At 64.2% G+C, this 25200-nt stretch carries 22 protein-coding genes and 1 pseudogene; 11 read left to right on the top strand and 12 right to left on the bottom strand.

All coding sequences use genetic code 11. The features are described from left to right. The first annotated feature begins 39 nt into the window (after positions 1 to 39). The 9 genes and pseudogenes from KZO25_RS00230 (at position 40) to KZO25_RS00190 (ending at position 9702) form a co-directional block, all read left to right on the top strand. Positions 40 to 1182, top strand: a complete 1143-nt coding sequence (locus tag KZO25_RS00230) for an ABC transporter substrate-binding protein (RefSeq protein WP_223135448.1) — start codon at positions 40 to 42, stop codon at positions 1180 to 1182. 63 nt (positions 1183 to 1245) lie between these two features. After that, positions 1246 to 2166 carry a branched-chain amino acid ABC transporter permease gene (locus KZO25_RS00225; protein WP_223135447.1) on the top strand — a complete coding sequence of 307 codons (921 nt, stop codon included), beginning with the start codon at positions 1246 to 1248 and terminating at the stop codon, positions 2164 to 2166. Further along, positions 2159 to 3202, top strand: a complete 1044-nt coding sequence (locus tag KZO25_RS00220) for a branched-chain amino acid ABC transporter permease (protein WP_223135446.1) — start codon at positions 2159 to 2161, stop codon at positions 3200 to 3202. The genes KZO25_RS00225 and KZO25_RS00220 overlap by 8 nt, the downstream gene beginning before the upstream one ends. Next, complete coding sequence (locus KZO25_RS00215; RefSeq protein ID WP_223135445.1) at positions 3195 to 3938, top strand: ABC transporter ATP-binding protein; 744 nt, start codon at positions 3195 to 3197, stop codon at positions 3936 to 3938. The genes KZO25_RS00220 and KZO25_RS00215 overlap by 8 nt, the downstream gene beginning before the upstream one ends. Before the next feature lies 1 nt (position 3939). Further along, complete coding sequence (locus tag KZO25_RS00210) at positions 3940 to 4620, top strand: ABC transporter ATP-binding protein (protein WP_223135444.1); 681 nt, start codon at positions 3940 to 3942, stop codon at positions 4618 to 4620. A 12-nt stretch (positions 4621 to 4632) separates the two neighbouring features. Then, positions 4633 to 5058 carry an acyl-CoA thioesterase gene (locus KZO25_RS00205; protein ID WP_223135443.1) on the top strand — a complete coding sequence of 142 codons (426 nt, stop codon included), beginning with the start codon at positions 4633 to 4635 and terminating at the stop codon, positions 5056 to 5058. After that, positions 5051 to 5464, top strand: a complete 414-nt coding sequence (locus tag KZO25_RS00200; protein ID WP_223135442.1) for a RidA family protein — start codon at positions 5051 to 5053, stop codon at positions 5462 to 5464. Before KZO25_RS00205 ends, KZO25_RS00200 begins: the two co-directional genes overlap by 8 nt. A 192-nt stretch (positions 5465 to 5656) precedes the next feature. Further along, positions 5657 to 7714 (top strand): annotated as a pseudogene (tssI, locus tag KZO25_RS00195) (type VI secretion system tip protein TssI/VgrG); the annotation flags it as partial. A 1142-nt stretch (positions 7715 to 8856) separates the two neighbouring features. Further along, complete coding sequence (locus KZO25_RS00190) at positions 8857 to 9702, top strand: ankyrin repeat domain-containing protein (RefSeq protein WP_223135440.1); 846 nt, start codon at positions 8857 to 8859, stop codon at positions 9700 to 9702. 79 nt (positions 9703 to 9781) lie between these two features. Here KZO25_RS00190 and KZO25_RS00185 read toward each other — a convergent pair whose 3' ends face one another. The 5 genes from KZO25_RS00185 to KZO25_RS19885 all read right to left on the bottom strand — a co-directional run bounded on the left by KZO25_RS00185 (position 9782) and on the right by KZO25_RS19885 (position 15825). After that, positions 9782 to 10654: an alpha/beta hydrolase gene (locus KZO25_RS00185; RefSeq protein WP_223135439.1), complete on the bottom strand. Its 873-nt coding sequence runs from the start codon at positions 10652 to 10654 to the stop codon at positions 9782 to 9784. 187 nt (positions 10655 to 10841) lie between these two features. Then, on the bottom strand, positions 10842 to 11372 hold the full coding sequence (locus KZO25_RS00180) for a disulfide bond formation protein B (protein WP_223135438.1): 531 nt from the start codon (positions 11370 to 11372) through the stop codon (positions 10842 to 10844). Then, positions 11372 to 12991 carry a glutamate--cysteine ligase gene (gshA, locus tag KZO25_RS00175; protein WP_223135437.1) on the bottom strand — a complete coding sequence of 540 codons (1620 nt, stop codon included), beginning with the start codon at positions 12989 to 12991 and terminating at the stop codon, positions 11372 to 11374. The genes KZO25_RS00180 and gshA overlap by 1 nt, the downstream gene beginning before the upstream one ends. 123 nt (positions 12992 to 13114) lie before the next feature. Next, positions 13115 to 15472, bottom strand: a complete 2358-nt coding sequence (locus tag KZO25_RS00170) for a Tex family protein (RefSeq protein WP_223135436.1) — start codon at positions 15470 to 15472, stop codon at positions 13115 to 13117. 74 nt (positions 15473 to 15546) lie between these two features. Next, positions 15547 to 15825 carry a DUF1127 domain-containing protein gene (locus KZO25_RS19885; RefSeq protein ID WP_262488761.1) on the bottom strand — a complete coding sequence of 93 codons (279 nt, stop codon included), beginning with the start codon at positions 15823 to 15825 and terminating at the stop codon, positions 15547 to 15549. 166 nt (positions 15826 to 15991) lie between these two features. Between KZO25_RS19885 and KZO25_RS00160 the strand changes: the two genes are divergently transcribed. After that, entirely contained in the window at positions 15992 to 16852 is an 861-nt protein-coding gene (locus KZO25_RS00160) for a LysR substrate-binding domain-containing protein (protein WP_410505364.1), read from the top strand. On the opposite strand, the gene msrB is transcribed toward KZO25_RS00160, so the two are convergent. From msrB to yrfG, 5 genes are all read right to left on the bottom strand, one after another. Further along, a complete protein-coding gene (msrB, locus tag KZO25_RS00155; protein WP_066445256.1) occupies positions 16842 to 17345 on the bottom strand; it encodes a peptide-methionine (R)-S-oxide reductase MsrB in 504 nt (167 codons plus the stop codon). The two genes, KZO25_RS00160 and msrB, sit on opposite strands and share 11 nt — an antisense overlap. Before the next feature lie 138 nt (positions 17346 to 17483). Further along, positions 17484 to 19040, bottom strand: a complete 1557-nt coding sequence (locus KZO25_RS00150) for a phosphoenolpyruvate carboxykinase (protein ID WP_223135434.1) — start codon at positions 19038 to 19040, stop codon at positions 17484 to 17486. A gap of 315 nt (positions 19041 to 19355) precedes the next feature. After that, entirely contained in the window at positions 19356 to 20231 is an 876-nt protein-coding gene (hslO, locus tag KZO25_RS00145; protein ID WP_223135433.1) for an Hsp33 family molecular chaperone HslO, read from the bottom strand. A 27-nt stretch (positions 20232 to 20258) separates the two neighbouring features. After that, on the bottom strand, positions 20259 to 20645 hold the full coding sequence (gene hslR, locus KZO25_RS00140; protein ID WP_223135432.1) for a ribosome-associated heat shock protein Hsp15: 387 nt from the start codon (positions 20643 to 20645) through the stop codon (positions 20259 to 20261). Positions 20646 to 20674: 29 nt separating this feature from the next. Continuing rightward, entirely contained in the window at positions 20675 to 21376 is a 702-nt protein-coding gene (gene yrfG, locus KZO25_RS00135) for a GMP/IMP nucleotidase (RefSeq protein WP_223135431.1), read from the bottom strand. 123 nt (positions 21377 to 21499) lie between these two features. Between yrfG and nudE the strand changes: the two genes are divergently transcribed. Further along, a complete protein-coding gene (nudE, locus tag KZO25_RS00130; RefSeq protein WP_223135430.1) occupies positions 21500 to 22087 on the top strand; it encodes an ADP compounds hydrolase NudE in 588 nt (195 codons plus the stop codon). Between the two features lie 27 nt (positions 22088 to 22114). Here nudE and KZO25_RS00125 read toward each other — a convergent pair whose 3' ends face one another. Further along, positions 22115 to 23197: an oxidoreductase gene (locus KZO25_RS00125; RefSeq protein ID WP_223135545.1), complete on the bottom strand. Its 1083-nt coding sequence runs from the start codon at positions 23195 to 23197 to the stop codon at positions 22115 to 22117. Between the two features lie 65 nt (positions 23198 to 23262). Continuing rightward, positions 23263 to 25107, bottom strand: coding sequence for a dihydroxy-acid dehydratase (ilvD, locus tag KZO25_RS00120; protein WP_223135429.1), 1845 nt, complete (start codon positions 25105 to 25107; stop codon positions 23263 to 23265). Positions 25108 to 25200 lie beyond the last annotated feature (93 nt).

Here is a 25200-nt window from a genome sequence, read left to right as displayed (position 1 = left end):
GACCAACAACAAGCCATGACGCAAAGAGGAATAATCCCCATGAAGACAATTGCCAGCCTCGGCCTCGGCCTGCTGATGACCTCCGCCCTCACGGCGGCCCAGGCCGACGACGTCAAGATCGGCATGATCACCACCCTCTCCGGCGGCGGCTCTCACCTGGGTGTCGATGTCCGTGACGGCTTCATGCTCGCCATCGAGCAGTCGGGTCGCGACGACATCGAGGTTCTGATCCAGGACGACGCCAACCGCCCCGACCTGGCCAGAAGCCTCTCCGACGAGTTCATGCAGCGCGACAACGTCGACATCCTGACCGGTCTCATCTGGTCCAACCTGGCCATGGCGGTGGTACCCGCCGCCGTGCGCCAGGGCACCTTCTACATTTCGCCCAACGCCGGCCCCTCCGCCCTGGCCGGCCGGCAGTGCCACGAGAACTACTTCAACGTCGCCTGGCAGAACGACAACCTCCACGAGGCCATGGGCGCCTACATGAGGGAGCAAGGCTTCGAGCGACCGATCCTGCTGGCACCCAACTACCCCGCCGGCACCGACGCCCTGGCCGGTTTCAAGCATCGCTACGAAGGCGAGGTGGTCGACGAGATCTACACCCAGATGGGCCAGAACGACTACGCGGCCGAGATCGCCCAGATCCGCGCCAGCGACGCCGACAGCCTGTTCTTCTTCCTGCCCGGCGGGATGGGCATCTCGTTCATGAAGCAGTACGAGAACTCCGGCGTCGAGCTGCCGCTGTTCGGTGCCGCCTTCTCCTTCGACGAGATCATCATCCAGGCCGTGGGCAGCGCCGCCATCGGCACCATGAACACCTCGCAGTGGGCCTATGACCTGGACAACGATGCCAACCGCGCCTTCGTAGACAGCTTCCGCGAAGCCTACGAGCGCACCCCGACGCTCTACGCTTCCCAAGGGTTCGACAGTGCCAACCTGATCCTCAGCGCGCTCGAGAAGGCGCACCCGAGCGACCAGGATGCCTTCCGCGAGGCCCTGCGCGAAGCCGACTTCGACTCGGTGCGCGGCAAGTTCCGCTTCGGCGACAACCACCATCCGATCCAGGACATCTACGTGCGCGAAGTGGTCGAGGGCGAGAACGGCCAGCCCACCAATCGCCTCGTCGGCCTGGCCATCGAAGATATCCAGGACGTCTACGCCGTCGACTGCCAGATGTAAGCCACTGGCGCCGGGTCCCCTGTGGCCCGGCGCTCCGTCACCTTCTGACACGGGATGCATGACGTGACCGCCACCCTGTTTCTCGAGCAGCTGCTCAACGGCCTTCAGCTGGGTACCATGCTGTTTCTCATGGCCAGCGGCCTGACCCTGGTGTTCGGCGTCATGGGCCTGATCAACCTGGCCCACGGCTCCTTCTACATGGTCGGTGCCTATGCCACGGCATCGGTAACCGCTGCCACCGGCTCCTTCCTGGTGGGACTCAGTGCCGGGATAGTGGCCGCCGCCGCCGTCGGCGCGCTCGTGGAGCTGCTGATCATTCGCCGCCTCTATCACCGCCCCCACCTCGACCAGGTACTGGCCACCTTCGCGCTGATCCTGATCTTCTCCGAGGGCACCCGCTGGCTGTTCGGCTCCTCGCCGCTGTGGCTCAGCCCGCCGCAGATGCTGACCGGCTTCGTCACCCTGCCAGGGGGCGCCCGCTATCCGCTCTACCGGCTGGTGATCATCGCCGTTGGCGTGCTGGTTGCCATCGGGCTCTACCTGTTGATTTCACGCACTCGCCTGGGGATGCGTATCCGCGCCGGCGAGAGCGACCGCGAGATGATCGGCGCGCTGGGCGTCAATATCGCACGCCTCTACACCCTGATCTTCGCCATGGGCGCGGCGCTGGCCGGCCTGGCCGGGGCCATGGTCGGCGCCTTGCAGTCGGTCCAGGTGGGGATGGGCGAGCCGGTGCTGATACTGGCCTTCGTGGTGATCGTCATCGGGGGCATCGGCTCGATCAAGGGTGCCCTGTTCGGAGCCATCCTGGTCGGGGTGGTGGATACCATGGGGCGTGTCTTCCTGCCGGGCTTCTTCCGCAACTTCATGAGCCCGGCCGAAGCCGCCGGAGTAGGCTCCGCCGTGGCCGCCATGCTGGTCTACATCCTCATGGCCATCATTCTCGCGTTCAAGCCAAAGGGGTTGTTTGCCGCCCATGGATAAGATCAAGAGTGAAACCACTGCCCTGCCCGGCCTGCCGGCTCTGCCGAACGCATGGTTCGACCGCAAGGGGCTGGTACAGATCGGCCTGCTGGCCCTGCTGTTCCTGGCGCCCCTGGCGGCTCACCTGCTGGGGCATGTCTACTACGTCAACCTGGCTTCGCGGATCACCCTGATCGCCATGGCCGCCGTGGGGCTGAACCTCGCCATCGGCTACGGTGGCATGGTGAGCTTCGGCCATGCCGCCTATTTCGGCCTCGGCGGCTATATCGCCGGCATCAGCGCCTACCACGCCTTCGATTTCAGCCCGGTGATGAGCTGGCCCGTGGCGATTCCCGGGAGCGACAGCATGCTGGTGATCTGGCTGGCCACGATACTGCTGTGTGGCCTGCTGGCGCTGGCCATCGGGGCGATCTCGCTGCGCACCACGGGGGTCTACTTCATCATGATCACCCTCGCCTTCGCCCAGATGATGTACTACTTCGCCAACTCCTGGCCTTCCTATGGCGGCGAGGACGGCCTGCCGATCTATATCCGCAATAGCCTGCCCCTGGTCGATACCGGCCAGCCGTGGACCTTCTTCCTGATCGCCTTTTCCGGCCTGCTGCTGGCCATGGCGATCACCTCGCGGATGATGAAATCCCGCTTCGGCGCCGCCCTGACCATGGCACGCCTCAACGACACCCGCCTGGCCACCGCCGGCGTCTCCCCCTACCCCATTCGCCTGGTGGCTTTCGTCATATCGGCGATGATCACCGGCCTTGCCGGCGCACTCTATGCCGATCTCAACGGCTTCATCAGCCCGACCATGCTGAGCTGGCACATGTCCGGCGAGCTGATGGTGATCGTGATACTTGGCGGCGTGGGTCGTCTCTACGGCCCGCTGGCCGGCGCCATTCTGTTCGTGATGATGGAGACTCTGCTAGGCGGCATGACCGAGTACTGGAAGCTGTTCCTCGGCCTGGTCCTGCTGCTGGTGGTGCTGTTTGCCAAGCACGGCGTCATGGGCTGGCTGGCCGGGAGGGAGCGACATGTCTGACGTGGTACTGACACTCAACCATCTGCAGAAGCGCTTCGGGGCACTGCAGGCCACCCGGGACGTCTCCCTGGAGCTGCAACGGGGTGAGATCCACGCACTGATCGGCCCCAACGGCGCCGGCAAGTCGACCCTGATCGGCCAGATCGCCGGCAACCTGAAACCAGATGCCGGCAGCGTCCATCTTGCGGGTCAGGAGATCACTGCCCTGAGCGTCGCCCAGCGAGCCCGCCTGGGCCTGGGCCGCAGCTTCCAGGTCTCGTCCCTGGCCGAACCCCTGTCGGTGCTGCGCAACGTGATGATCGCAGTCCAGGCGCTGCAGGGCCACAGCTTCCGCTTCTGGAAACCGGTACACCGCGACGAAAGCCTGCTGGCACCGGCACGGGAAGCTCTGGAGCGCATGCAGCTCGGCCATCGCGCCGACACGCCGGTCTCCGAACTCTCCCACGGAGAGCGCCGCCAGGTGGAAGTCGCCTGCGCCCTGGCGCTCAAGCCCCGCGCCCTGCTGCTCGACGAGCCCATGGCCGGCTTGGGGCCGGAAGGCACTGCACATCTGACAAACCTCCTGGAAGCGCTCAAGCAGGAAGTACCGATCCTGCTGATCGAGCACGACATGGACGCAGTGTTCCGGCTCGCCGACCGTATTTCGGTATTGGTCGCCGGCAGCGTGATCGCCCAGGGCAACAGCACCGAGATCCGCCGTAACCCCGACGTGCGCGAAGCCTACCTGGGAGACTGAGATGCTTACCGTCACCGATATTCACACCTACTACGGCCCCTCCCAGGCCCTGTTCGGCGTCAATTTCACCGTCAAGGCCGGTGAACTGGTCGCCCTGATGGGCCGTAATGGCATGGGCAAGACCACCACCATCCGCTCCATCTTCGGCCTGACCCCGGCCCGCAGCGGCAGCATCGAGTTCGAGTCCAGGGACCTGCGTCGACTGCCGGCCTACCGCATCGCCCAGGCCGGGCTGGGCCTGGTGCCCGAGGGTAGGCGCTGCTTCCCCAACCTCTCGGTGCGCGAGAACCTGGTGGTCACCGCCCGACAGGGCTACTGGAGCCTGGCCCGTGTGGAAGAACTCTTTCCCCGGCTTGCCGAGCGGCGCTATCAGATGGCCAGCACCCTGTCGGGCGGCGAGCAGCAGATGCTCGCCATCGGCCGGGCCCTGATGACCAACCCGCGACTGCTGGTGCTGGACGAGGCCACCGAGGGCCTTGCCCCGGTAATCCGCAAGGAGATCTGGTCGGCCATACGACAGCTGAAGCAGGAGGGACAATCGACGGTGATCGTCGACAAGTCGCTTTCCGAGCTGCTGCCGCTGGCCGACAACTGCGTCATCCTGGAGAAGGGACGCACCGCCTGGACAGGCCAGCCGGATGCCCTGGATGATGCTACCCGCGACCGCTACCTGGGCGTCTGAGGAGACGAGCCGATGCCATTCACCACCCTGCGCAAGGTGCGTTTCCAGCACTGCGACCCGGCGGGTATCGTCTTCTACCCGCGCTATTTCGAACTGCTCAATTCCGTGGTCGAGGACTGGTTCGCCGAGGTGGTCGGACACGACTTCAACGAGCTGCACGTCGCGTCCCGTACCGGCGTACCCACGGCCAGCCTCGCCACGGACTTCCACGCCCCCAGCCGGCTGGGAGAGACGCTCCACTTCGAGCTGACCGTGCGCCGTGTCGGCCGCAGCAGCCTGGCACTTCGCATGACGGTCCGCTGCGGTGACCAGCCACGACTCACCTGCGACTCCACCCTGGTCCTCGTCGACCTGGACAGCGGCCGCCCCTTGCCCTGGCCAGACACCATGCGTCGCCACTTTGTCATCGACTGCCCAGAAGGATTATCCGATGAATGATGCCCCCGTACACCAGCAGCTCCACCCTACCAACTGGAAGGCCGCCGTGGGCTATGCCAACGGCATCGTGGCGGCCGGCCGCACCATCTTCGTCGGCGGCCAGATCGGATGGAACGGCGACCAGGTCTTCGAGAGCGACGATTTCGTGGACCAGATCCACCAGGCGCTTGCCAATATCGTCAGCATACTGCAGGAGGCGGGAGCCGGCCCGCAGCATGTGGTACGTCTCACCTGGTACGTTACCGACAAGCGGGAGTACCTGGCCAGGCTCAAGGAGGTGGGTGCGGCCTACCGTGAAGTCATGGGCAAGCACTTCCCCGCCATGACCATGGTCCAGGTCGCCGACCTGATCGAGGACCGCGCCAGGGTCGAGATCGAAGCGACCGCGGTGCTGCCCGCCGACTGAACCTGCGAACGCCCCGAGCACGAGTCGCCCCGGCACTGCCGGGGCGCAACGGAATTTCCGTTTTTTGTAAGACATTTCTTAAATTTGTATCGGCGATTTGCGTCTCAACCCTTCCCCGCCTTGAGCATTCCCAAGCGACCGGTAATCTGCATTGATTCCTCTCCGTCACGCTTATCTGTCAGGGAACGGCACATGGCTAACGCGACCGGTCTGCAATTCACCCTCACCCTCCCCGGGGCCAACGATGTCACCGTGGTCGACTTCACGCTGACCGAGGCGCTCTCCCAGCCCTTCCATCTGTCGGTCAACCTCACCAGCCGCGACCCCGACCTTGATCCCGCCGACCATCTCGACCGCGACGCCACCCTGACGATCTGGCAGGACGGCGAGGCCCTGCGCCGGGTCCACGGCATCGCCACCGCCTTTGGCCGCGGCGACCGCGGGCACCGCCGCACCTTCTATTCGCTGACCATCCAGCCGGCACTGTGGCGCCTCGGTCTGCGCCACAACTCGCGCATCTTCCAGAACGTCTCGCCGCTGACCATCATCAACACCCTGTGCGACGAGCGCGGCATCACCGGCGTGGCCTTCGCCGTCACCCGCGAACCCGCGGAGCGCGAATACTGCGTGCAGTATCGCGAGACCGACCTGGCCTTTATTCAGCGCCTGGCCGCCGAAGAGGGACTGTTCTACTTCCACGAGTTCTTCGAAACAGGCGAGGATGAGGCGAGGGGCGCCCACCGCCTGGTGTTCGCCGACGCCCCCCAGGTGCTGGCCAGCCTGGGCAGCCGCACCTATCATGGCCGCGCCGGCGGCACGCCGCCGCTGCGCCATGTACGCAAGCTCAAGCAGGTGTCCCGGGTCCGCCCCGCCTCGGCAATGCTCAAGGACTACTCCTTCAAGCGGCCGAGCTATTCACAGTTACATCAGGCCCAGCTGCAAGAACAGGTCGCAGACGGACTGGAGGCCGAACATTACGACTACCCCGGCCGCTACAAGGCCGACGCCTCCGGCGAGGCCTTCACCCGCATCCGCCTGGAACACCTGCGCCACGATGCGCTGACCGCCGAGGCCGAGAGCGACCTGCCCGAGCTCGCCCCCGGCACCCGTTTTGTACTCACCGACCACGATGCCGACAGCCTCAACCGCGATTGGCAGGTGGTCTCGGTGGTGCATCACGGCAGGCAGCCCCAGGCACTGCAAGAGGACGCAGTGGGGGCGACAGGAGGCACCCGCTACCACAACGAGCTGCGGCTCACCCCCGCCGACACCGCCTGGCGCCCCGAGCCCAACCCCAAGCCCCGCGTCGACGGCCCCCAGGTCGCCTTCGTGGTCGGCCCCGAGGGCGAGGAGATCCACTGTGACGAGCACGGCCGGGTCAAGGTGCAATTTCCCTGGGACCGCTACGCCGAGCCTGATACCGCCGGGGCTGGCGGCGAAGCCGCTGTAACCGCCGGGGCTGGCGGCGAAGCCGCTGTAACCGCCGGGGCTGGCGGCGAGGCCGCTGTAACCGCCGGGGCTGGCGGCGAAGCCGCTGTAAAAAGCGGTCCGAGTGCGTGGATTCGCGTCAGCCAGGGCTGGGCCGGTGGCGGCTACGGTAGCATCGCGATTCCCAGGATGGGGCACGAGGTGATCGTGTCCTTCCTCGAAGGCGATCCGGATCAGCCGCTGATTACCGGGCGGGTCTATAACGCCGTCAACACACCGCCATACGAACTCCCGGCCCACAAGACCCGCACCGTGCTGCGCACCCAGAGCCACAAGGGCGATGGCTTCAACGAACTGCGCTTCGAGGACGAGGCCGAACGGGAACAGATCTGGCTACACGCCCAGAAGGACCTGGAGCTGTTCACCAACAACGACCGCACCGAGGAGATCGGCAACAATAGCTTCCTCACGGTGCACCATGACCGAATCAGTGAGATCCACCACGACGACCATCTGACCGTGCGCGGTCAACGCCACGTCCAGGTCGGCGGCGACGACCACCTGATCGTCGGCGCCACGCGCCATGAGAAGATCGGCCGTGCGCGACTCATGGAAGCGGGCCAGGAGATCCACTACAAGGCAGGCGACAAGGCGGTTATCGAGTCCGGCGCCGAAATCACCCTCAAGGCTGGCGGCAGCTTTATCAAGCTCGACCCCAGCGGCATCACCATCGTCGGCGCCCAGGTGAAGATCAACTCCGGGGGCAGCCCTGGCTCGGGAAGGGAACAGGCCGCCACAGCGGCGTTGCGACCGGGGCAGGCCGTTGTCGAAACAAGCGACGACGTGACGCTCAAGGCAGCCGGCCACTCCATGGAAGCCGGCGGCCTCATGGCGGCCACCCTTGCCACTGCGACCAGCATCACGCCGGAGCCCGATGCCATGGATGACGACGCCATGGAAGCGCGAGTGGAAGAGCCAGCTATCGATCCGGAGGAGGAGGCACGGCAGAAGGCGGCCCGCTGGCGGTGTCGCCAGGAGCAGATTGCGGCAGCCAGGCAAAAGACAGCAACCATGCCGGCCAATGACGAGCGCGCCCACTTGCTGGCGACAACCGAGCGATTCGAACGGAACAATATGGCAGTGGAGCATGCTCGCCTATCGCAGCATGTCTATCATCCTGACCAGCCTGCACCAACGGGGTGGGCGGATATCAGCCAAGATGAGGAATTATTGGCTGATATGGACCTCGATCCAAGACAACTGCAACCAGTAGATAGCAATTTTGGTGCTGGTTTTTATGCACCAAACCCTGCGATTTATGGTGACTCCCTTGAGCTCGCGCTAGCATTCAAAGGAACCAATTTTTCTGTAACTGAAGACATCAAGAACAACTTGGCTCAAGGCATGAACATCAATGCGGAGTATTATGAAAGAGCTGTATCGCTTGGAAATAGTCTTAAAGAGTCTGGCGCGAAGATACATATCACAGGGCATTCACTAGGTGGTGGACTGGCATCCGCAGCTTCTCGAGCCAGCGGCCTCTCAGCCACCACCTTCAATGCCGCGGGGTTGCATCCCAAGACGGTGGAACGCTATGGCGGCACGCTGCATAAGCCGGCTATCGAGAATATCCAGGCCTTCCGTATCAATGGCGATATCCTTACCAGTCTGCAGGAGCATGGCTGGGGCTCGACCCTGGCCGGAGCCGGCATCGGCTCGTTGATGGGCGGATGGAAAGGCGCGGCTTTCGGCGCGCTGGGCAGCAACGCGCTGGCCGTGCTGATGCCGCCGGCGGTGGGCACGCCCTACCGGCTCCCCGGGCGGGGAACGAACCCCATCGAGCGGCACAGCATGGTCCAGGTCATCGAGGGGCTGGAAGCCCAGAAGGCGAAGGACCAGCGCATCATTGCCGATGCCACCGGCCGGCAGTGCCGCTAACCAAGGGTCAATAGCCAGGAGCCACCATGCCCAACACCAGGCCGCGATACGCTCGAATCAACTGCGCCATTTTCATTCTGTTGCTGGCGACCCTGCTCGTCAGCGGCTGCCAACCATCCAAGGGACTCAGCATGTCACGCAACTACTCTGCCGAGGATATCTTTACCGGCCCGCAGCTCGAGCTGGCCCGGGCCATCGAAAGTAACGACATGGCTGCGCTACGCCGGAGCGCCGTAGGGGTCGATCTCCATGCCCAGGGCAGGCAGCAGATGACGCTGATGTGGTTCGCCATGATGCAGAAGAATACCGATGCCATCCGCACCCTGGTGGAGCTGGGCGTACATCCCAGCGACGATGAAATGGATGGCATGCCGGCGCGCACCCCTCTGGGAGCCGCGCTGATGAGTGAAGATACGTTCTATCTGGAAGCCATGCTTGATGGTGGACTCTCACCCAATGATGCCAAGGATGGTGATACTCCTCTGCTTGAGAAAGCAGTTATTAGCAGTACATTAGATCATGTAAAGCTGCTGGTAGAGCGAGGTGCAGATATAGACACCAAATCAGCACTGGTAGGTAGAACAGCTTTTGATTTAAGCACTTCAGGAACGAAGCCAGAGGTTGCTATCTATCTGCTGGAACACAGCAGCGAGCCCAACGTGCGCACTGGAACGGGCGTGACCACTGCTTGGCGTGTTCATCTAAGAATCCAGGATCTCCAACCCGGCCCTCTGCGTAACGACTTTATCAAGCTCCGCGATATGATGATTGAGCGCGGCGTCGAATTCCCACCTGCCTCCCCGGTAGAGATGCGAGAACAGATGCGGGCCGAAGGCCTGACCCCTCGGGTGCCCCCGGGCCATGATCGCTGATCGGTTATCACCGGCGATGGGCTACCAGGCCAGCGCACTCGAGTGTCCGTCTCTCGGGTGCCGGGGTCTGCCCCCGGAATCAGCGATGGAAGCTTTTGATCCACTCGACGAAGCGCCCACCGGGGCGGTAGTGATCGAGAATGGAGAAATGGTCGTCGGCTTCCAGGGTATCGGCACTCACTTCGATGCCCTGGCCACGCAGATGCTCGGCGTGGGCCAGCATCTGCCGCTCGAACTCGCCGGACTCCTTGCCACCGGCCACCAGGGAAACCCTGGCCGGTACCCGACAGGGCTGGAACAGTGGGCTGTAGTCGGCAACGTCGCGCCCGGTGAGCTGAAGCTTGGGCTGCAGCCATGACCAGGGAAAGGGGCGCAGGTCATAGAGACCGCTGATCGCCAGCACGCCACGGATCAGGTCGCCGGGCAAACCGTAGTCTCCCTCCCAGTCGGTGGCCAGCAGCATGGCACAGAGGTGGCCGCCGGCGGAGTGGCCGGAAACGCTTAGTTGGCGGGGATCGACGCCCAGCGATTCGCCGTGACGATGCACCCAGGCCACCGCCGCCCGGCTCTGGCGCACCAGTTCGCTGAACGGCACGGCGGGACAGAGCGCATAGTTGACCACCGCCACGGTGATGCCGGCCTCGACCAGGCCGTCGACGATAAAGCCGAATTCCTTGTGGCTCAGCGAGCGCCAGTAGCCACCGTGAATGAAGAGGTGTACCGGTGGGGGGCTGTCCGCCTGAAAATCGCCATGGGCGTGGAAAATATCCATGCATTCGGCAAGGGTCGGGCCGAAGGCCACGTCCTGTGTCACTCGGTAGCGCGCACGGGAGGCCTCGCTCCTCTCGCGCCACGCTTCCAGCAGCGTCGGCATCGCCAGCGGGTCACGGCCCCGCGAGGGGTCATACTCGCGGTCGATCTCCTCCTGGGTGGAAAACTCCCGATAGAGCATTTGCGGCTCCTGTGATCATCATTGTTCTTGGGAAACGCTGCACAAATGTCTGCGCGGAGAAATCGCTGCGTTGCGCGGTGCTCGGAGTCCTCACCTATACCGCATAGGCTCCGGGTCCTGCGCTCCGTGCGCCTTGCGCTTCACTCCGCTCGCCGATTCGTTCAGCGCTTCCCTTGGTGGCTGTGATTCATGCCAGGGCGGCGCGGCGCTCCCGGAAGGCCGACAGCACCATGCCCAGTGGGGCCAGCGCCAGCACCAGGAAACCGATCAGGGTCCAGCCGGGCAGCGAGATACCCATGAGCAGGAAGTCGATCTCGGCGCATTCGCCGGAGCCCGAGAACACCATGGCCATCACGTCGCGCAGCGGCAGGACATCCATCATGTAGTCGAGTCCCGGGCCGCAACTCGGCACCTGGTCCGGCGGCAGCGATTGCAGCCAGAGATGGCGCCAGGCCACCGCGATGCCGCCGATCACGGCGGCCAACGAGAGTCCGCTGTAGGCCACCGCGCCCATCCGTCTCCGTGGGTTGTGAATGGCAGCAACCAGAAATACCGCCGCCGCCGCCAGCACCGCCACACGCTGGAAGATACAGAGCGGACAGGGTTCCAGGCCGGCAATGTGCTCGAGTCCCAGCGCCACCAGCATCATCAACGCACAGAAGGCCAGACCGGCAAGGCTCCAGTGACGCACGCTCAACCGCTGCAGTGACGAAACCATCAGCCCTCCCTCCGGCTTTCCGCCACAGCGGCACGGGGCTCACGGGCACTGTCGAAGTAGCGGCTCAGAAAGGTGTCGAAGTCCTCGACATCGCCGGCTTCGATATCGCCCTGCTGTTGATGAGAGGTCTCCACCAGCTGATCGAACAGCGCCTCGCGGGCCGGGTCCATGGGCTCGGCCTGCAGCCTTTCGGCCTGCTGCTGCGCCAGGGCGAGAACAGCATCGACAAACTCCTCGCCGCTCTCCTCGAGCTGGCGCAATAGCTTGCCGGATGGCGTCAGCGAGGGGTCGGAGAGGCTCGGCAGCTGTGCTGCCAGGGCGTCGCGGTGCGGCGAGCCCTCTTCGAGCTGGTCCAGCAGCTCGGCCACCTGCTCCATTTCCGCTACGATTTCCCCGCCCCAGTCGGCAACCGAGCGACGCTTGCCATCGTGCTCCAGGCGTAGCTCGGGGTCGCGCCCGCGCTCCACCACACGCTGGCGGTTGTCGTCGAGACGGTCGCACTCCTCGTCGGGAATCCAGGGACTCTCGGAGAGCAGGCACCACATGAGGAAGGTGTCTAGGAAACGCAGACGGGGCTCGTCGATACCCAGGGCGAGTGAAGGGTCGAGATCGAGACAGCGCACCTCGATGTACTCCACGCCGCGAGCCTCCAGCGCCTGGCTGGGGGTCTCGTTCTGGCGAGTCACCCGCTTGGGGCGAATGTCGCTGTAGTACTCGTTCTCGATCTGCAGGATATTGGCATTGAGCTGTTGCCAGCTGCCGTTTTCCTCTACGCCCATGGCCGCATAGGCGGGCCAGGGCGTGGAAATGGCGTGGCGCAGGGTGCCGACATAGTTGGACAGCGAGTTGAAGCAGATCTTCAGCTGCGCCTGCACCTTGTTCTGGTAGCCCAGGTCCGACATGCGCAGGCTGGTGGCATGGGGCGAGATCAGGGTGTCGCGACCATGGGCCTGCAGCTTGTCGGGAATCTTGCCGTCGGGGAGGAAGCTGCGATCCAGTGCCGGCGAGGCACCGAACAGGTAGAGCAGCAGCCAGCTGTGACGGCGGAAATTGCGAATCAGGCCGAAATAGCGACTGGAACGATAGTCGTTCATGGGGATGTCGGCTGCGCCATCCCGCTCCCGCAGCACTTCCCACAGCTCGTTGGGGAGGGAGACGTTGTAATGAATGCCCGCGATAGCCTGCATGATCCGGCCATAGCGCACGTCCAGCCCCTTGCGGTAGACGTGCTTCATGGTGCCCACATTGGAGCTGCCGTAATCGGCGATGGTCACGCTGTCGTTGCCATCGAGGCGCGACGGCATGCTGGCCGGCCAGATCAGCTCATCGCCCAGGCGGCGATAGCTGAAGCGGTGCAGGTCGGCCAGGAAGGCCATGGCATCGCCAGGGCGGCAGTACACCGGGGTAATGTACTCCAGCAGCGCTTCGGAGTAGTCGGTGGTGATATAGGGGTGGGTCAACTTCGAGCCCAGCGCCCGGGGATGCGGTGTGTCGGCGATGCGGCCCTGGGCATCGACGCGCAGCCCCTCCTTCTCTATGCCCCGCAGCAGGCGACCGAAGCGACCCTGGGCGGCGAGAGCGGAAAGGTGTGAAACGATGGCAGTATATGAATCAGACAAGGCATTGACCCCATGTCTCGGAAGCCTGATACAGGTTCCCCGGTCGAAGCGTACCGGCCGCCGGGGGCGGCCGACAATGGGCTGACAGATGTAGATGAGAGTATGGCGTCAGGGGTGCAGGGTTCAAGACTTGCCCTTCTTTGCCTTCAGCAGCGCAGCACCCAGGGCCCCCACCGGGCTGGCCGGCTGGCTCTGCTGCCCCGCGCCGCCATTCCTGCGCGCCGGCTTGCCCTGGCCCCGGCGTTCGTCACCACCGCCGCGCCGCGGCTTGCCGCCGGCCTCTTCGCCCGGCTGGTCGTCCAGGCGCATGGTAAGGGCGATGCGGGCACGCTCGATGTCCACGCTCATCACCTTGACCTTGACGATATCCCCGGCCTTGACCACGGTGCGCGGGTCATCGACGAACTTGTCCGACAGGGCCGAAATGTGCACCAGCCCGTCCTGATGCACGCCGATATCGACGAAGGCGCCGAAGTGGGTCACGTTGGTCACGGTACCCTCCAGGATCATTCTCGGCTCCAGGTCCTTGAGCGTTTCCACCCCTTCGCGGAACTCGGCGGCCTTGAACTCCGGCCGCGGATCACGGCCCGGCTTGTCGAGCTCCTTGAGGATATCGCTGATGGTAGGCACGCCGAAACGCTCGTCGGCGAATTCGGCGGGCTTGACCGCCTTGAGGGTGGCGCTGTCGCCGATCAGGCTGGACAGCTCCCGGCCGCTGCGCTTGGCGATGCGCTCCACCAGCGGGTAGGCCTCGGGGTGGACCGCACTGGCATCGAGCGGATTGTCACCGTTCATGATGCGCAGGAAGCCCGCGCACTGCTCGAAGGTCTTGGGGCCCAGGCGGCTCACGTCGAGGAGCTGCCTGCGGCTGACGAAGGCGCCCTCGGCGTTGCGTCGGGCGACGATATTCTCGGCCAGGGCCGGGTTGAGGCCGGCCACGCGGGACAGCAGTGCACTCGATGCCGTGTTGAGATCCACCCCGACGGCATTGACGCAGTCCTCGATCACGGTTTCCAGGCTGCGGGAGAGTTGAAGCTGGGAGACATCGTGCTGGTATTGCCCCACGCCGATCGCCTTGGGCTCGATCTTGACCAGCTCGGCCAGCGGGTCCTGCAGGCGCCGGGCGATGGAGACCGCGCCGCGGATGGTGACGTCGAGGTCGGGCAGCTCCCGAGACGCGTACTCCGAGGCGGAGTAGACCGAGGCACCGGCCTCGCTGACCATTACCTTCGATAGCGCCTTTTTTCCGGCAAACAGCTTGAGCAGGTCGGCGGCGAGCCGGTCGGTCTCGCGACTGGCGGTGCCGTTGCCCACCGCGATCAGCGCCACATCGTGGCGTTCCACCAGCCTGGCCAGCTCGGCCAGGGAGGCGTCCCAGGCGTTGCGAGGCGCATGGGGATAGATGGTGGCGTGCTCGAGGAACTGGCCCGTGGCGTCCACCACGGCCACCTTGCAGCCGGTGCGCAGGCCGGGGTCAATGGCGAGCGTCGCCTTCTGCCCCGCCGGCGCGGCCAGCAACAGGTCCTTGAGATTGGCGGCAAAGACGCCGATGGCGGCAAGCTCGGCGCTCTCGCGCAGCCGCCCCATCAGCTCGGTCTCCAGGTGGGTATAAAGCTTGACCCGCCAGGTCCAGCGCACCACGTCGGCGAGCCACTTGTCGGCGGAACGACCCTCGTCACGAATCTTGAAGTGGCGGGCGATGGCGACCTGGGCCGGGTGAATCGGCGCCTCGTCTTCGCCTGGCAGGCGAATCGCCAGGGTCAGCACCCCTTCGTTACGGCCGCGGAACATCGCCAGCGCCCGATGCGACGGCACCTTGGCCAGCTTCTCGTCATGTTCGAAGTAGTCGGAAAACTTCGCGCCCTCGCGCTCCTTGCCGTCCAGTACCCTGGCGCTGAGCTCGCCCTCGCTCCACAGGCGCTCGCGCAGTAGCCCGACCAGCTCGGGGTCCTCGGCGAAGCGCTCCATCAGGATCTGCCTGGCCCCATCCAGTGCCGCCTTGGCATCCTCCACGGCGGGAATATCGCCCTCTGCAGGACGCAGATAGCGGCCGGCTTCGGTCTCCGGATCCAGGGTCGGGTCGGTGAACAGGGCATCGGCCAGCGGCTCGAGCCCCGCCTCACGGGCGATCTGCGCCTTGGTCCGGCGCTTCTTCTTGTACGGCAGGTAGAGGTCTTCCAGGCGCTGCTTGGTGTCGGCCGCCTGGATCTGCGCCGCCAGGGCATCGGTCAGCTTGCCCTGTTCCTCGATGGCGGTGAGCACGGTGCCGCGGCGCTCCTCGAGTTCGCGCAGATAACGCAGGCGCTCGTCGAGCTGGCGCAGCTGGGTGTCATCGAGGCCACCGGTGACCTCCTTGCGATAGCGCGAGATGAAGGGCACGGTGGCCCCGCCGTCGAGCAGCTCAACCGTGGCCGATACCTGCTGCGGTCGAACGGCGAGCTCTTCTGCGAGGCGTGAAATGATTCGGGTCGTGGCGTCCATGACATCCTTGATGTAGCAACAGCAAAAGATCGCGCCAAGTTACCATAAACGCCACGCGCTCGCCGCAGCCAACGTCAGCGCCGCCAGCCGATATCGTCCCAGTAGTGGCGACGACTCTCACGGTTGGCCTCGTGGCGCGTCAGGCCGATGTCCCGCAGCAGTTCATCGCTGAGCTCATGCAGCTGATTGCGCTCACGACGAAGCTGGGCGAGCCGGTCCATGCGGCGCGCCCAGTGCCACAGCCGTACGATAAACCGCAGCCGTTGCCGCGTCGTGGCGAGGGCATGCTCGACCTGACGATGGTCGCAGGCGCTGCCTGGGAGAGGCGCAGGGCAGATCGATTCCTTGGTCATGACGACTTCCTCCTGATATGTGAAGCCCGGGTGTGGAGGAAGTGTCGAGGAACGGCTAAGATCAATCCAACGAATACTTCTGATGAATGACATCAACCATATTGATAAGAAAGCGATGAAAAGCGTTAGATGAAAAGCGTTAACCGCGATCAGCCACCGATGAGTAATCCGTATGCTCCAGACCATCGATCATGAACTGCTGCGCACCTTTGTCGCCATCGTCGATCACGGTGGCTTCACCCGCGCCGCACAAGCGGTAAACCGAACGCAATCCGCCGTGAGCATGCAGATCAAGCGGCTGGAGGAGGACGTGATCCAGCGCCAGCTGTTCGAACGGCAGGGCCGCCAGATGCTGCTGACCAGCGAGGGAGCCACCCTGCTCGGCTATGCGCGACGCATTCTCGACCTGCATGGCGAAGCGCTCACCATGCTGCGCCAACCGGATATGGTCGGGAGGGTGAGGCTCGGCGTGCCCGACGACTACGTGATGCGCTTCCTGCCGGGTATCCTGAAGTCCTTCTCCCATACCTGGCCACTGGTGGATGTCGAGGTGCAGTGCGCGCCTTCCTCCGAGCTGATCAATCGCCAGAAGGGCCAGCTCGACCTGAGTATCGTGACCCGCGAGGTGGGGCACGAGATCGGCGAGATCCTGCTTCAGGATGAAACGGTGTGGGTGGTGGCCGAGTCGCATGCGACGCACCGGCAGTCACCCCTGCCACTGGCGCTGTTCGAAGAGCCCTGCTTCTGCCGGCGTCACGCCTGCAACGCCCTGACCCGGGCCGGCCTCTCCTATCGCATCGCCTACAGCAGCCCCAGCCTGGCCACGCTTCAGGCGGTTGTCGGGGCGGGTCTTGCCGTGTCTGCGTGGATGAAGAGCCTGGTTACGCCGAACTTGCGCATCCTCGACGAGGCGGACGGCTTTCCTCCCCTGCCCGACGCCTCCATCGTGCTGCTGCGATCACCGGAGACCGCCTCTCCGGTGGTGGAGGGCCTGGCCCAGTACATCATCGAGGGGTTCAGGCTGTAGCGGGGATAAACGTCAACGCCAGGCCGTTGTTGCACCAGCGCAGGCCGGTGGGCTCGGGTCCGTCGCTGAAAACATGTCCCTGGTGACCGTGGCAGCGGGCGCAGTGATATTCCGTCCGCGGCCAGATCATGCTGAAGTCGAGCTGGGTCAGCAGGTGGCCCTCGACATGCTCGAAGAAGCTCGGCCAGCCGGTGCCGGAGTCGTATTTCATGGCGCTGGTGAACAGCAGCAGATCACAGCCGGCGCAGTGATACTCTCCCTCGCGCCATTCATCGTCCAGCGGGCTGGACCAGGGTGGCTCGGTGCCGTGGTCGCGCAGGATGTCGTACTGCTCCGCAGTGAGCCGCTCGCGCCACTCCTCGTCGGAAAGCTCGAGCCGCTCGAGCCCCGGCGCGGGTTCGAGATTCAGGCGGGGAAAGCCCCAGGCGGCTCCCGGCAGCAGCCCCACCGCACCGGTGGCACCGACCAGACCCAGAAAATGACGTCGTTTCATGCCAACACTCCTCGTTGATGCCGCTCGTTCCTGCAGGCCCTGGCTGCATGGCCTGACCATCAGGCGGGACGCACAACGAAACGGGGAAGGACGATTGTCCTTCCCCGTTCAGACCGCTGGAACCTCGGCGGGTTCGCCTCAGGTCAGGCTGGGTCCGGCCTTGACGATGGCTTCGCTGACGCCGTCGAACTTCTTGAAGTTGTCGACGAACTTGGCTGCCAGGTCACGAAGGTTGCGATCATAGGCGGACGGGTCTTCCCAGGTCTCGCGCGGGTCGAGCAGACGCGAGTCGACGCCCGGCACCGACACCGGCACGTTCAGGTTGAGGCCTTCGATGCGCTTGGTCTCGATCTCGCGCAGCACGCCGGACTGGATAGCGCTGATGATGGCCCGAGTGGTCGGAATCGAGAAACGCGAGCCGCCTTCGCCATAGGCACCGCCGGTCCAGCCGGTATTGACCAGATAGACCTGGGCATCCTTGGCTTCGACACGCTTGATCAGCAGGTCGGCGTATTCACGCGCCGGACGCGGGAAGAAAGGCGCACCGAAGCAGGTGGAGAAGGTGGCTTCGAGCCCGGCGGAGGAGCCCATCTCGGTGGAACCAACCTTGGCGGTATAGCCGGAGAGGAAGTGGTAGGCAGCAGCTTCCTTGGAGAGCACCGACACCGGGGGCAGAACGCCTGACATGTCGCAGGTCAGGAAGATGATGGCGTTGGGCTCGCCGGCACGGTTCTCCGGCACGCGCTTGCCCACATGCTCAAGCGGGTAGGCGGCGCGGGAGTTCTGGGTCAGGCTGTCGTCGGTGTAGTCCGGCTCGCGACGGTCGTCGAGCACGACGTTCTCCAGCACGGTGCCGAACTTGATGGCATCCCAGATCACCGGCTCGTTCTTGGCCGAAAGATCGATGCACTTGGCGTAGCAGCCACCTTCGATGTTGAACACGGTGCCTGGGCCCCAGCCGTGCTCGTCGTCGCCGATCAGGTAGCGAGCCGGGTCGGCGGAAAGTGTTGTCTTGCCGGTGCCGGATAGGCCGAAGAACAGTGCCGTTTCGCCATCCTCGCCAACGTTGGCCGAGCAGTGCATGGGCAACACATCGGAGGCCGGCAGCAGGAAGTTCTGAACCGAGAACATCGCTTTCTTCATTTCGCCGGCGTAGCGCATGCCGGCGATCAGCACCTTCTTCTGGGCGAAGTTGATGATGACGGTGCCATCGGAGTTGGTGCCGTCACGGTTTGGCTCACACACGAAGAAAGGCGCGTTGAGAATGGTCCACTCGTCCTTGGCGGACGGGTTGTAGCCTTCCGGGCGCACGAACATGGTGCGTCCGAAGAGGTTGTGCCAGGCCGTCTCGGTAGTCACGCGCACCGGCAGGTAATGGGTTGGATCACTGCCCACATGCAGCTCGGACACGAAGCGCTCGCCACTGCTCAGGTACGCCTCGACACGCTCCCACAGGGCATCGAAATGCTCAGCCGGGAAGGGACGATTGACACTGCCCCAGTCGATCTGGGCGCTGGTCGAGGGCTCATCGACGATGAAGCGGTCCTTGGGGGAGCGGCCGGTGCGCTCGCCGGTGTTAACCACCAGGGCACCATTGGCAGCCAGGCGGCCTTCACCACGCGCCACTGACCGTTCGATGAGTTCGGCGCTGCTGAGATTGACGTGTGCTTGAGGAGCGGCTTGGGATGTGGTCATGTGATTTCCTGGGCCTTGCGGCCGGTTCTCTCTCGTGGGCCAGGCGTCCATAACGCCCTTTGCTATGAGGTGTCCGATCGTCCGTGCGGATGTATCCCGTCTTGTCTCTAGCCGATCGGCCATAAGGCGGCGCCATTATGGCAAAAAGGCAGCCCACAGGAAATGCTCTCGTTAGCCGAAGTTCTTGTAGTTTTACTACTACATCAACACCATATCGCAGCAGGTTGAACACTATCGCATTTGTGCCATGCAGCATTCGACGCGCAGGATATCTTGTAGTGAAGCGCTGGCAGCAAATCCGCCATGAACGCGCGCTCAGTGCAGTGTTCGCCCCTCACCGTCCGGCTCCGCCAACAGCGCTTCCACTTCGGCCTCGCCGAAACGGTAGTGGGTATGGCAGAAGTGACACTGGGTCTCGATCTCGCCCTGCTCGGCCAATACCTCGCGCAGCTCCCTCTCCCCGAGGCTCAACAAAGCCTCACCAATGCGGGCGCGGGAACAGGTACAGCCGAAGCGCAACGGCTTGGGTTCAAAGACGCGCACCGTCTCTTCATGGTAAAGGCGATACAGCACCTCACGCTGGTCGAGTTCCAGAAGCTCGTCGCTGCGCAGGGTTCTGGCCAGATGCACGCTTCGCTCCCAGGCATCGTCGTCCTGGTTCAACGAGTCGTCGGGCAGGCGCTGCAGCAGCAGCCCACCGGTACGCGCACCGTCCGATGTCAGCCGCAGGAAAGTGGGCAGCTGTTCGGACTGGGAGAAATAGGCTTCCAGGCACTCGGCCAGGCTGTCGTACTCCAGTGCCACGATACCCTGGTAACGATTGCCATCCTTCGGGTCCAGGGTGATCACGATATGGCCGTCGCCAACCAGGTCGCGAAAGCCCTGGCTGTCATCGGGCAGGTCGGTGCCCTCGGCCAGGCGCGCAATGGCGCGCAGCTCGCCGCCGGGGTTGGACTCGGCCATCAACAGCGACAGCGCTCCCTGGCCACGCACCTCGATACTGAGGATGCCGTCAAGCTTGACGGTATCGGTGAGCAGGGCAACGGCCGAGAGCAGCTCCCCCAGCAGCCGGTTGATTGCAGGCGGGTACCCGTGGCGGTCGAGCACATCGCCATAGGCGCGCTCGAGGGTGACGATCTCGCCACGCACATTGGTGCGCTCGAAGAGAAAACGCTGAATCTGGTCGCTCATGGCGTACGGTCTCGTAAAGGGGCTCGTTTATTCGTCATGCTGACGCTGAAAGCGATGGATGTCCCGGCGCTGCTTCTTGTCGGGTCGACGCAGAGGATGCTGCATGGCCTGGTTGGTGAGGCGCCGGCCCTCGGCTTCGCGCAGGCGTCGTGCTTCACTCTCGGGCGTCTCGCGGTAGAGCTCACGCGCCTCGGAGGCACCACGTCGCTGGTCGGACAGCGCCACGACCTCCACTTCCCAGTGGTCCCAGCCCTGGGGCACGCGAACCAGCGCCCCGACTTCGACACTCTTGCTGGTCTTGGCACGGGCACCGTTGTAGTGGACCTTGCCACCTTCGATGGCCTTCTTGGCCAGGGCCCGTGTCTTGAAGAAGCGCGCGGCCCAGAGCCATTTGTCGAGGCGGACACTATCCATTTTTCTCCTCCCTATTCATTCTCACCTCCCTATCCATTCTCTCCTCGCTGAGACTTGTCAGCACGGACTTCCGGCGGCAGCGTCTCCGGCAGGATGGCGGCGAAGCGATCCAGGACGATAAACTCCTTCAGCTCCTTCTCCGGCCGGGTGCTGTCGGGCTGCTTGATCCCCAGCAGGTGTCGAATGCCATACTCCCGCGCACTTTCCAACACGTCCGGATTGTCGTCGATGAACAGGGTGCGGGCAGGATCGAAGGGCTCGACCTCCTGCAGCGCGAACCAGAATTCCTGGGCTTCCTTGGGCACGCCCAGGTCGGCCGAGGAGACGATGGCGTCCAGGTAGTTCTCGAGACCGGTGATCGGCAGCTTCAGTTCCAGGCTCTCGCGGTCGGCATTGGTCGCCAGCACGACGCGGGGGTGGGCCTGCTTGAGCCACTCGAGGAAATCCAGAGCATCGCTGCGCAGGCCGATGAGGTGCTGGATCTCGCGCTTGAGCGCAACGATGTCTACCCCCAGCTCGCGACTCCAGTAGGCCAGGCTATACCAGTTGAGCGTCCCTTTTTCACGAATGATGCGCGCCCGCAGGACTTCCTGGGTCGCTTCATCCAGCCGATGCAACTCCACATAGCGCCTGGGCAGATGCTCCAGCCAGAAATGGCTGTCGAAATGGAGATCAAGCAAGGTGCCGTCCATATCCAGCAGAACGGTATCGATGGCGCGCCAGTCGATCATGGCGACTCCCGGTGGCGTCAGTACGGTGAAAGGCGTGATATTGTACTCAATCGACCCCCTCGGCGCATGCCTGGCCAGCAAGTTCAGATCGCCGTCGGCTCGCCTGTTCGCAACGGAGCTCTCATGTCCGAGACATACTATCTGCAGAAACCCCAGGTCCTGTCACGCCAGTCGGTGGCCAGAAGTCGTCTGTTTCACATCGAGTCGCTGGAACTTCGCTTTGCCAACGGTGCCGAGCGCACCTTCGAACGGCTGACCGGCAGCGATCACGGCGCGGTCATGATCATCGCCATGCCGGACCCGGAGCATGTGCTGTTGATCCGCGAATATGCGGCAGGCTTCGAGGACTATGTGCTCACCCTGCCCAAGGGCCTGGTCGACCCTGGAGAGGATCCAATCACTGCCGCCAACCGCGAACTGATGGAGGAGTGCGGATTCGGTGCCCATCGTATCGAGCCACTGGTGGAACTGTCGCTGGCCCCCAACTACATGCGTCATCGCATGCAGGTGATGCTGGCAACCGACCTCTACCCAAAACGGCTGCCCGGCGACGAGCCGGAACAGCTGGTGGTCGAGACCCATGCCCTGGAGGAACTCCCGGCCCTGCTATTACGCGAGGATTTCCATGAAGCGCGCGCCATCGCGGCGCTTTTCATCGCCCGCGACACCCTGCGCCAGCGGCGCAGGGAGGACACCTCCATGAGCTGGTAAAGGCCAGCAGAGCGAGAATACCGTGTCCTATGCCTGCAGATAGCGCGGCATACCGCTACCTTCCTTGATGCGTATCCAACGCTCCTGCCGGTGGCTGTCCATCCCCGCCTCCAGCAACCACATGACATCAAGCGCTTCATCCACAGTAACGGGTGGCGGCATTCGCCCGGCGAGGGCATCGGCAACGGCGGCATAGTAGGCAGGATAGTTGCCGGGCATTCCAGGATGCTCCTGGCCCACCAAAGAAACCGCGTCACCCTCTCCCTCGTTCAGCGTCAGGCGGCCGGGGCGCTCGTCGATACCCCAGAAGGGGGTCGGCACCTGGCCCACACGCAGCCAGTTCTCCTGGGGATCGCGACCATACTTGACGAAACTGCCCTGAGTGCCGTGCAGCGCCAGCTGCGGCGTCGGGTGGGCAACCAACGAGCTGGCCTTCAGCGTCACCCGCAGGTCGCCGTAGTCGAGCAGGGCCAGGAAATCATCGTCCACCTCGGCTCCATCCCGGGCAGCCTTCAGGTCCAGCAGAATGGCCCTCGGCATGCCGAACAGGACATTGACCTGATCGAGCAGATGGGCGCCCAGATCGTACCAGATACCGCTGCCGGGCTTCTGCTTCTCGCGCCAGCGATCGGCGACCAGAGGCCGGTAGCGGTCGAAACGGAGCTCCAGGGACACCGGACGTCCCAGGCGGCCCGACGCCAGCAGTGCCCGGAGGGTGAGGAAGTCACTGTCCCAGCGACGATTGTGAAAGACGCTGATCATCCGCTCCTGCTTTTCGGCCTCGACCTTCAGCAGCCGAGCCTCCGGCACCGATACGGTGAAGGGCTTGTCGATGACCAGGTGCTTGCCGGCCACCAGCGCCGCCTTGCCCAGCGGGTAGTGGGTATCGTTGGGGGTGGCAATCACCACCAGGTCGATATCGCTCCGTGCAAAGAGCGCCGCCGCCTTGGGTAGTACATCCACCTCGGGCAGGGTTTCACGCACCCGCTCCGGCGCACTGCTGACCACGGCCAACAGCTCCAGCCCGGGGGCGGCCTGTATCAGCGGTGCATGAAAGACACGGCCGGCGGTGCCGAAACCGACCAGGCCAACACCGTAGGTCTGCTTCATCATGTAAATCTCGCTGATAGCATCGGTACGCCGGGAAAGGACCCGGCGTGCGGAGCGGTCGAGGATCAATCGAGCTTGGCGAGGTCGCGCACTGCCCCCTTGTCGGCAGAGGTGGCCAGCAACGCGTATGCCTTGAGCGCCGCCGACACCTTGCGGGTGCGCTGGATGCTCGGCTTCCAGGCCTGACTGCCGCGCGCCTCTTCCGCTTCACGCCGCGCTGCGAGTTCGGCGTCGCTCAGCTTGACGTCGATCGAGCGATTGGGAATATCGATGCGAATGATGTCGCCGGAACGTACCAGGCCGATGGCACCGCCCGCCGCGGCTTCGGGAGAGGCGTGGCCGATGGAGAGCCCCGAGGTACCGCCGGAGAAGCGGCCGTCGGTGAGCAACGCACACGCCTTGCCCAGCCCCTTGGACTTCAGGTAGGAGGTCGGATAGAGCATCTCCTGCATACCGGGCCCGCCCTTGGGTCCCTCGTAGCGAATCACCACCACCTCGCCCGCTTTCACCTTGCCCTCGAGGACATGCTCCACCGCCTGGTCCTGGGACTCGACCACATGGGCCGGCCCCTCGAACACCAGAATGGAGTCGTCGACGCCGGCGGTCTTTACCACGCAGCCGTCCTCGGCGATATTGCCGAACAGCACGGCCAGGCCGCCTTCCCGGGAAAAGGCGTGCTCAAGGTCGCGGATACAGCCGGTGGCACGATCGCCATCCAGGCTCGGCCAGCGGGCGCTCTGGGAAAAGGCGGTCTGGGTGGGGATGCCACCGGGGCCTGCCTTGTAGAAATCGACCACCTCGGGACTGGGCGAGCGCATGATATCCCACTCGTCCAGGGCGTCCTTGAGTGTGTCACCATAGACGGTGGGCACCCGGGTATCCAGCACCCCGGCACGCTCCAGCTCACCGAGGATCGCCATGATGCCGCCGGCGCGGTGGCAGTCCTCGATATGGTACTGCTGGGTGTTGGGTGCCAGCTTGCAAAGCTGCGGCACCTCCCGCGACAGCCGGTCGATGTCGGCCATGGTGAAGTCGATCTCGCCCTCCTGGGCGGCAGCCAGCAGGTGCAGGATGGTGTTGGTGGAACCGCCCATGGCGATATCCAGGGTCATGGCATTCCGGAAGGCCGCCTTGGAGCCGATGGCCCGGGGCAACAGGTGCGCCTCGTTGCCCTCGTAGTAGCGCTTGGCCAGGTCGACGATTCGGTGTCCCGCTTCCTCGAACAGCCGGCGCCGGTCGCTATGGGTCGCCAGCACCGTACCGTTGCCCGGCAGCGCCAGGCCCAGCGCCTCCATCAGGCAGTTCATGGAATTGGCGGTGAACATCCCTGAACAGCTACCACAGGTGGGGCAGGCGCTACGCTCGATCTCGGCGATGTCCTCATCGCTGTAGCTGTCATCGGCGGCATAGATCATCGCATCGATCAGGTCGATGTTGTGGTCGAGAAGCTTGGTCTTGCCCGCCTCCATGGGGCCACCGGAGACGAAGATCACCGGTATATTGAGACGCATGGCGGCCATCAGCATGCCGGGCGTGATCTTGTCGCAGTTGGAGATGCACACCAGGGCGTCGGCACAGTGGGCGTTGACCATGTACTCGACGCTGTCGGCGATGATGTCGCGGCTCGGCAAGGAATAGAGCATGCCGTCATGACCCATGGCGATGCCGTCGTCCACCGCAATGGTATTGAACTCCTTGGCGACGCCACCTGCCTTCTCGATCTCCCGGGCCACCAGCTGGCCCATGTCCTTCAGATGCACGTGCCCCGGCACGAACTGGGTGAAGGAGTTGGCCACGGCGATGATCGGCTTGTGGAAATCCTCGTCCTTCATGCCGGTGGCACGCCACAGGGCGCGGGCGCCGGCCATGTTGCGACCGGCGGTGGTGGTACGGGAGCGGTATTCGGGCATGGTGTCCTCTTTAAGCGCTAGGTGCGCCATATCGTTCGTGCCGTCTCGGGTCGCCATGGCGGCGGTTGACGGTCTCGGTGTTCAGGTCAGCCC

The organism is Halomonas sp. ANAO-440 (genome assembly GCF_019915905.1).
GTDB classification, from domain to species: Bacteria; Pseudomonadota; Gammaproteobacteria; order Pseudomonadales; family Halomonadaceae; genus Halomonas; species Halomonas chromatireducens.
The sequence above is the reverse complement of the archived record's forward strand: the minus strand, read 5'-3'. Positions and strand labels throughout refer to the sequence as shown.

Coding starts and splice junctions, on each gene's coding strand:
- KZO25_RS00190 (WP_223135440.1), top strand. CDS start 8,857: ATGCCCAACACCAGGCCGCGATACGCTCGAATCAACTGCGCCATTTTC.
- KZO25_RS00185 (WP_223135439.1), bottom strand. CDS start 10,654: ATGCTCTATCGGGAGTTTTCCACCCAGGAGGAGATCGACCGCGAGTAT.
- KZO25_RS00170 (WP_223135436.1), bottom strand. CDS start 15,472: ATGGACGCCACGACCCGAATCATTTCACGCCTCGCAGAAGAGCTCGCC.
- KZO25_RS19885 (WP_262488761.1), bottom strand. CDS start 15,825: ATGACCAAGGAATCGATCTGCCCTGCGCCTCTCCCAGGCAGCGCCTGC.
- hslO (WP_223135433.1), bottom strand. CDS start 20,231: ATGAGCGACCAGATTCAGCGTTTTCTCTTCGAGCGCACCAATGTGCGT.
- KZO25_RS00125 (WP_223135545.1), bottom strand. CDS start 23,197: ATGAAGCAGACCTACGGTGTTGGCCTGGTCGGTTTCGGCACCGCCGGC.
- KZO25_RS00220 (WP_223135446.1), top strand. CDS start 2,159: ATGGATAAGATCAAGAGTGAAACCACTGCCCTGCCCGGCCTGCCGGCT.
- KZO25_RS00210 (WP_223135444.1), top strand. CDS start 3,940: ATGCTTACCGTCACCGATATTCACACCTACTACGGCCCCTCCCAGGCC.
- KZO25_RS00230 (WP_223135448.1), top strand. CDS start 40: ATGAAGACAATTGCCAGCCTCGGCCTCGGCCTGCTGATGACCTCCGCC.
- KZO25_RS00180 (WP_223135438.1), bottom strand. CDS start 11,372: ATGGTTTCGTCACTGCAGCGGTTGAGCGTGCGTCACTGGAGCCTTGCC.
- KZO25_RS00205 (WP_223135443.1), top strand. CDS start 4,633: ATGCCATTCACCACCCTGCGCAAGGTGCGTTTCCAGCACTGCGACCCG.
- KZO25_RS00215 (WP_223135445.1), top strand. CDS start 3,195: ATGTCTGACGTGGTACTGACACTCAACCATCTGCAGAAGCGCTTCGGG.
- msrB (WP_066445256.1), bottom strand. CDS start 17,345: ATGAAACGACGTCATTTTCTGGGTCTGGTCGGTGCCACCGGTGCGGTG.
- KZO25_RS00200 (WP_223135442.1), top strand. CDS start 5,051: ATGAATGATGCCCCCGTACACCAGCAGCTCCACCCTACCAACTGGAAG.
- ilvD (WP_223135429.1), bottom strand. CDS start 25,107: ATGCCCGAATACCGCTCCCGTACCACCACCGCCGGTCGCAACATGGCC.
- yrfG (WP_223135431.1), bottom strand. CDS start 21,376: ATGATCGACTGGCGCGCCATCGATACCGTTCTGCTGGATATGGACGGC.
- KZO25_RS00150 (WP_223135434.1), bottom strand. CDS start 19,040: ATGACCACATCCCAAGCCGCTCCTCAAGCACACGTCAATCTCAGCAGC.
- hslR (WP_223135432.1), bottom strand. CDS start 20,645: ATGGATAGTGTCCGCCTCGACAAATGGCTCTGGGCCGCGCGCTTCTTC.
- nudE (WP_223135430.1), top strand. CDS start 21,500: ATGTCCGAGACATACTATCTGCAGAAACCCCAGGTCCTGTCACGCCAG.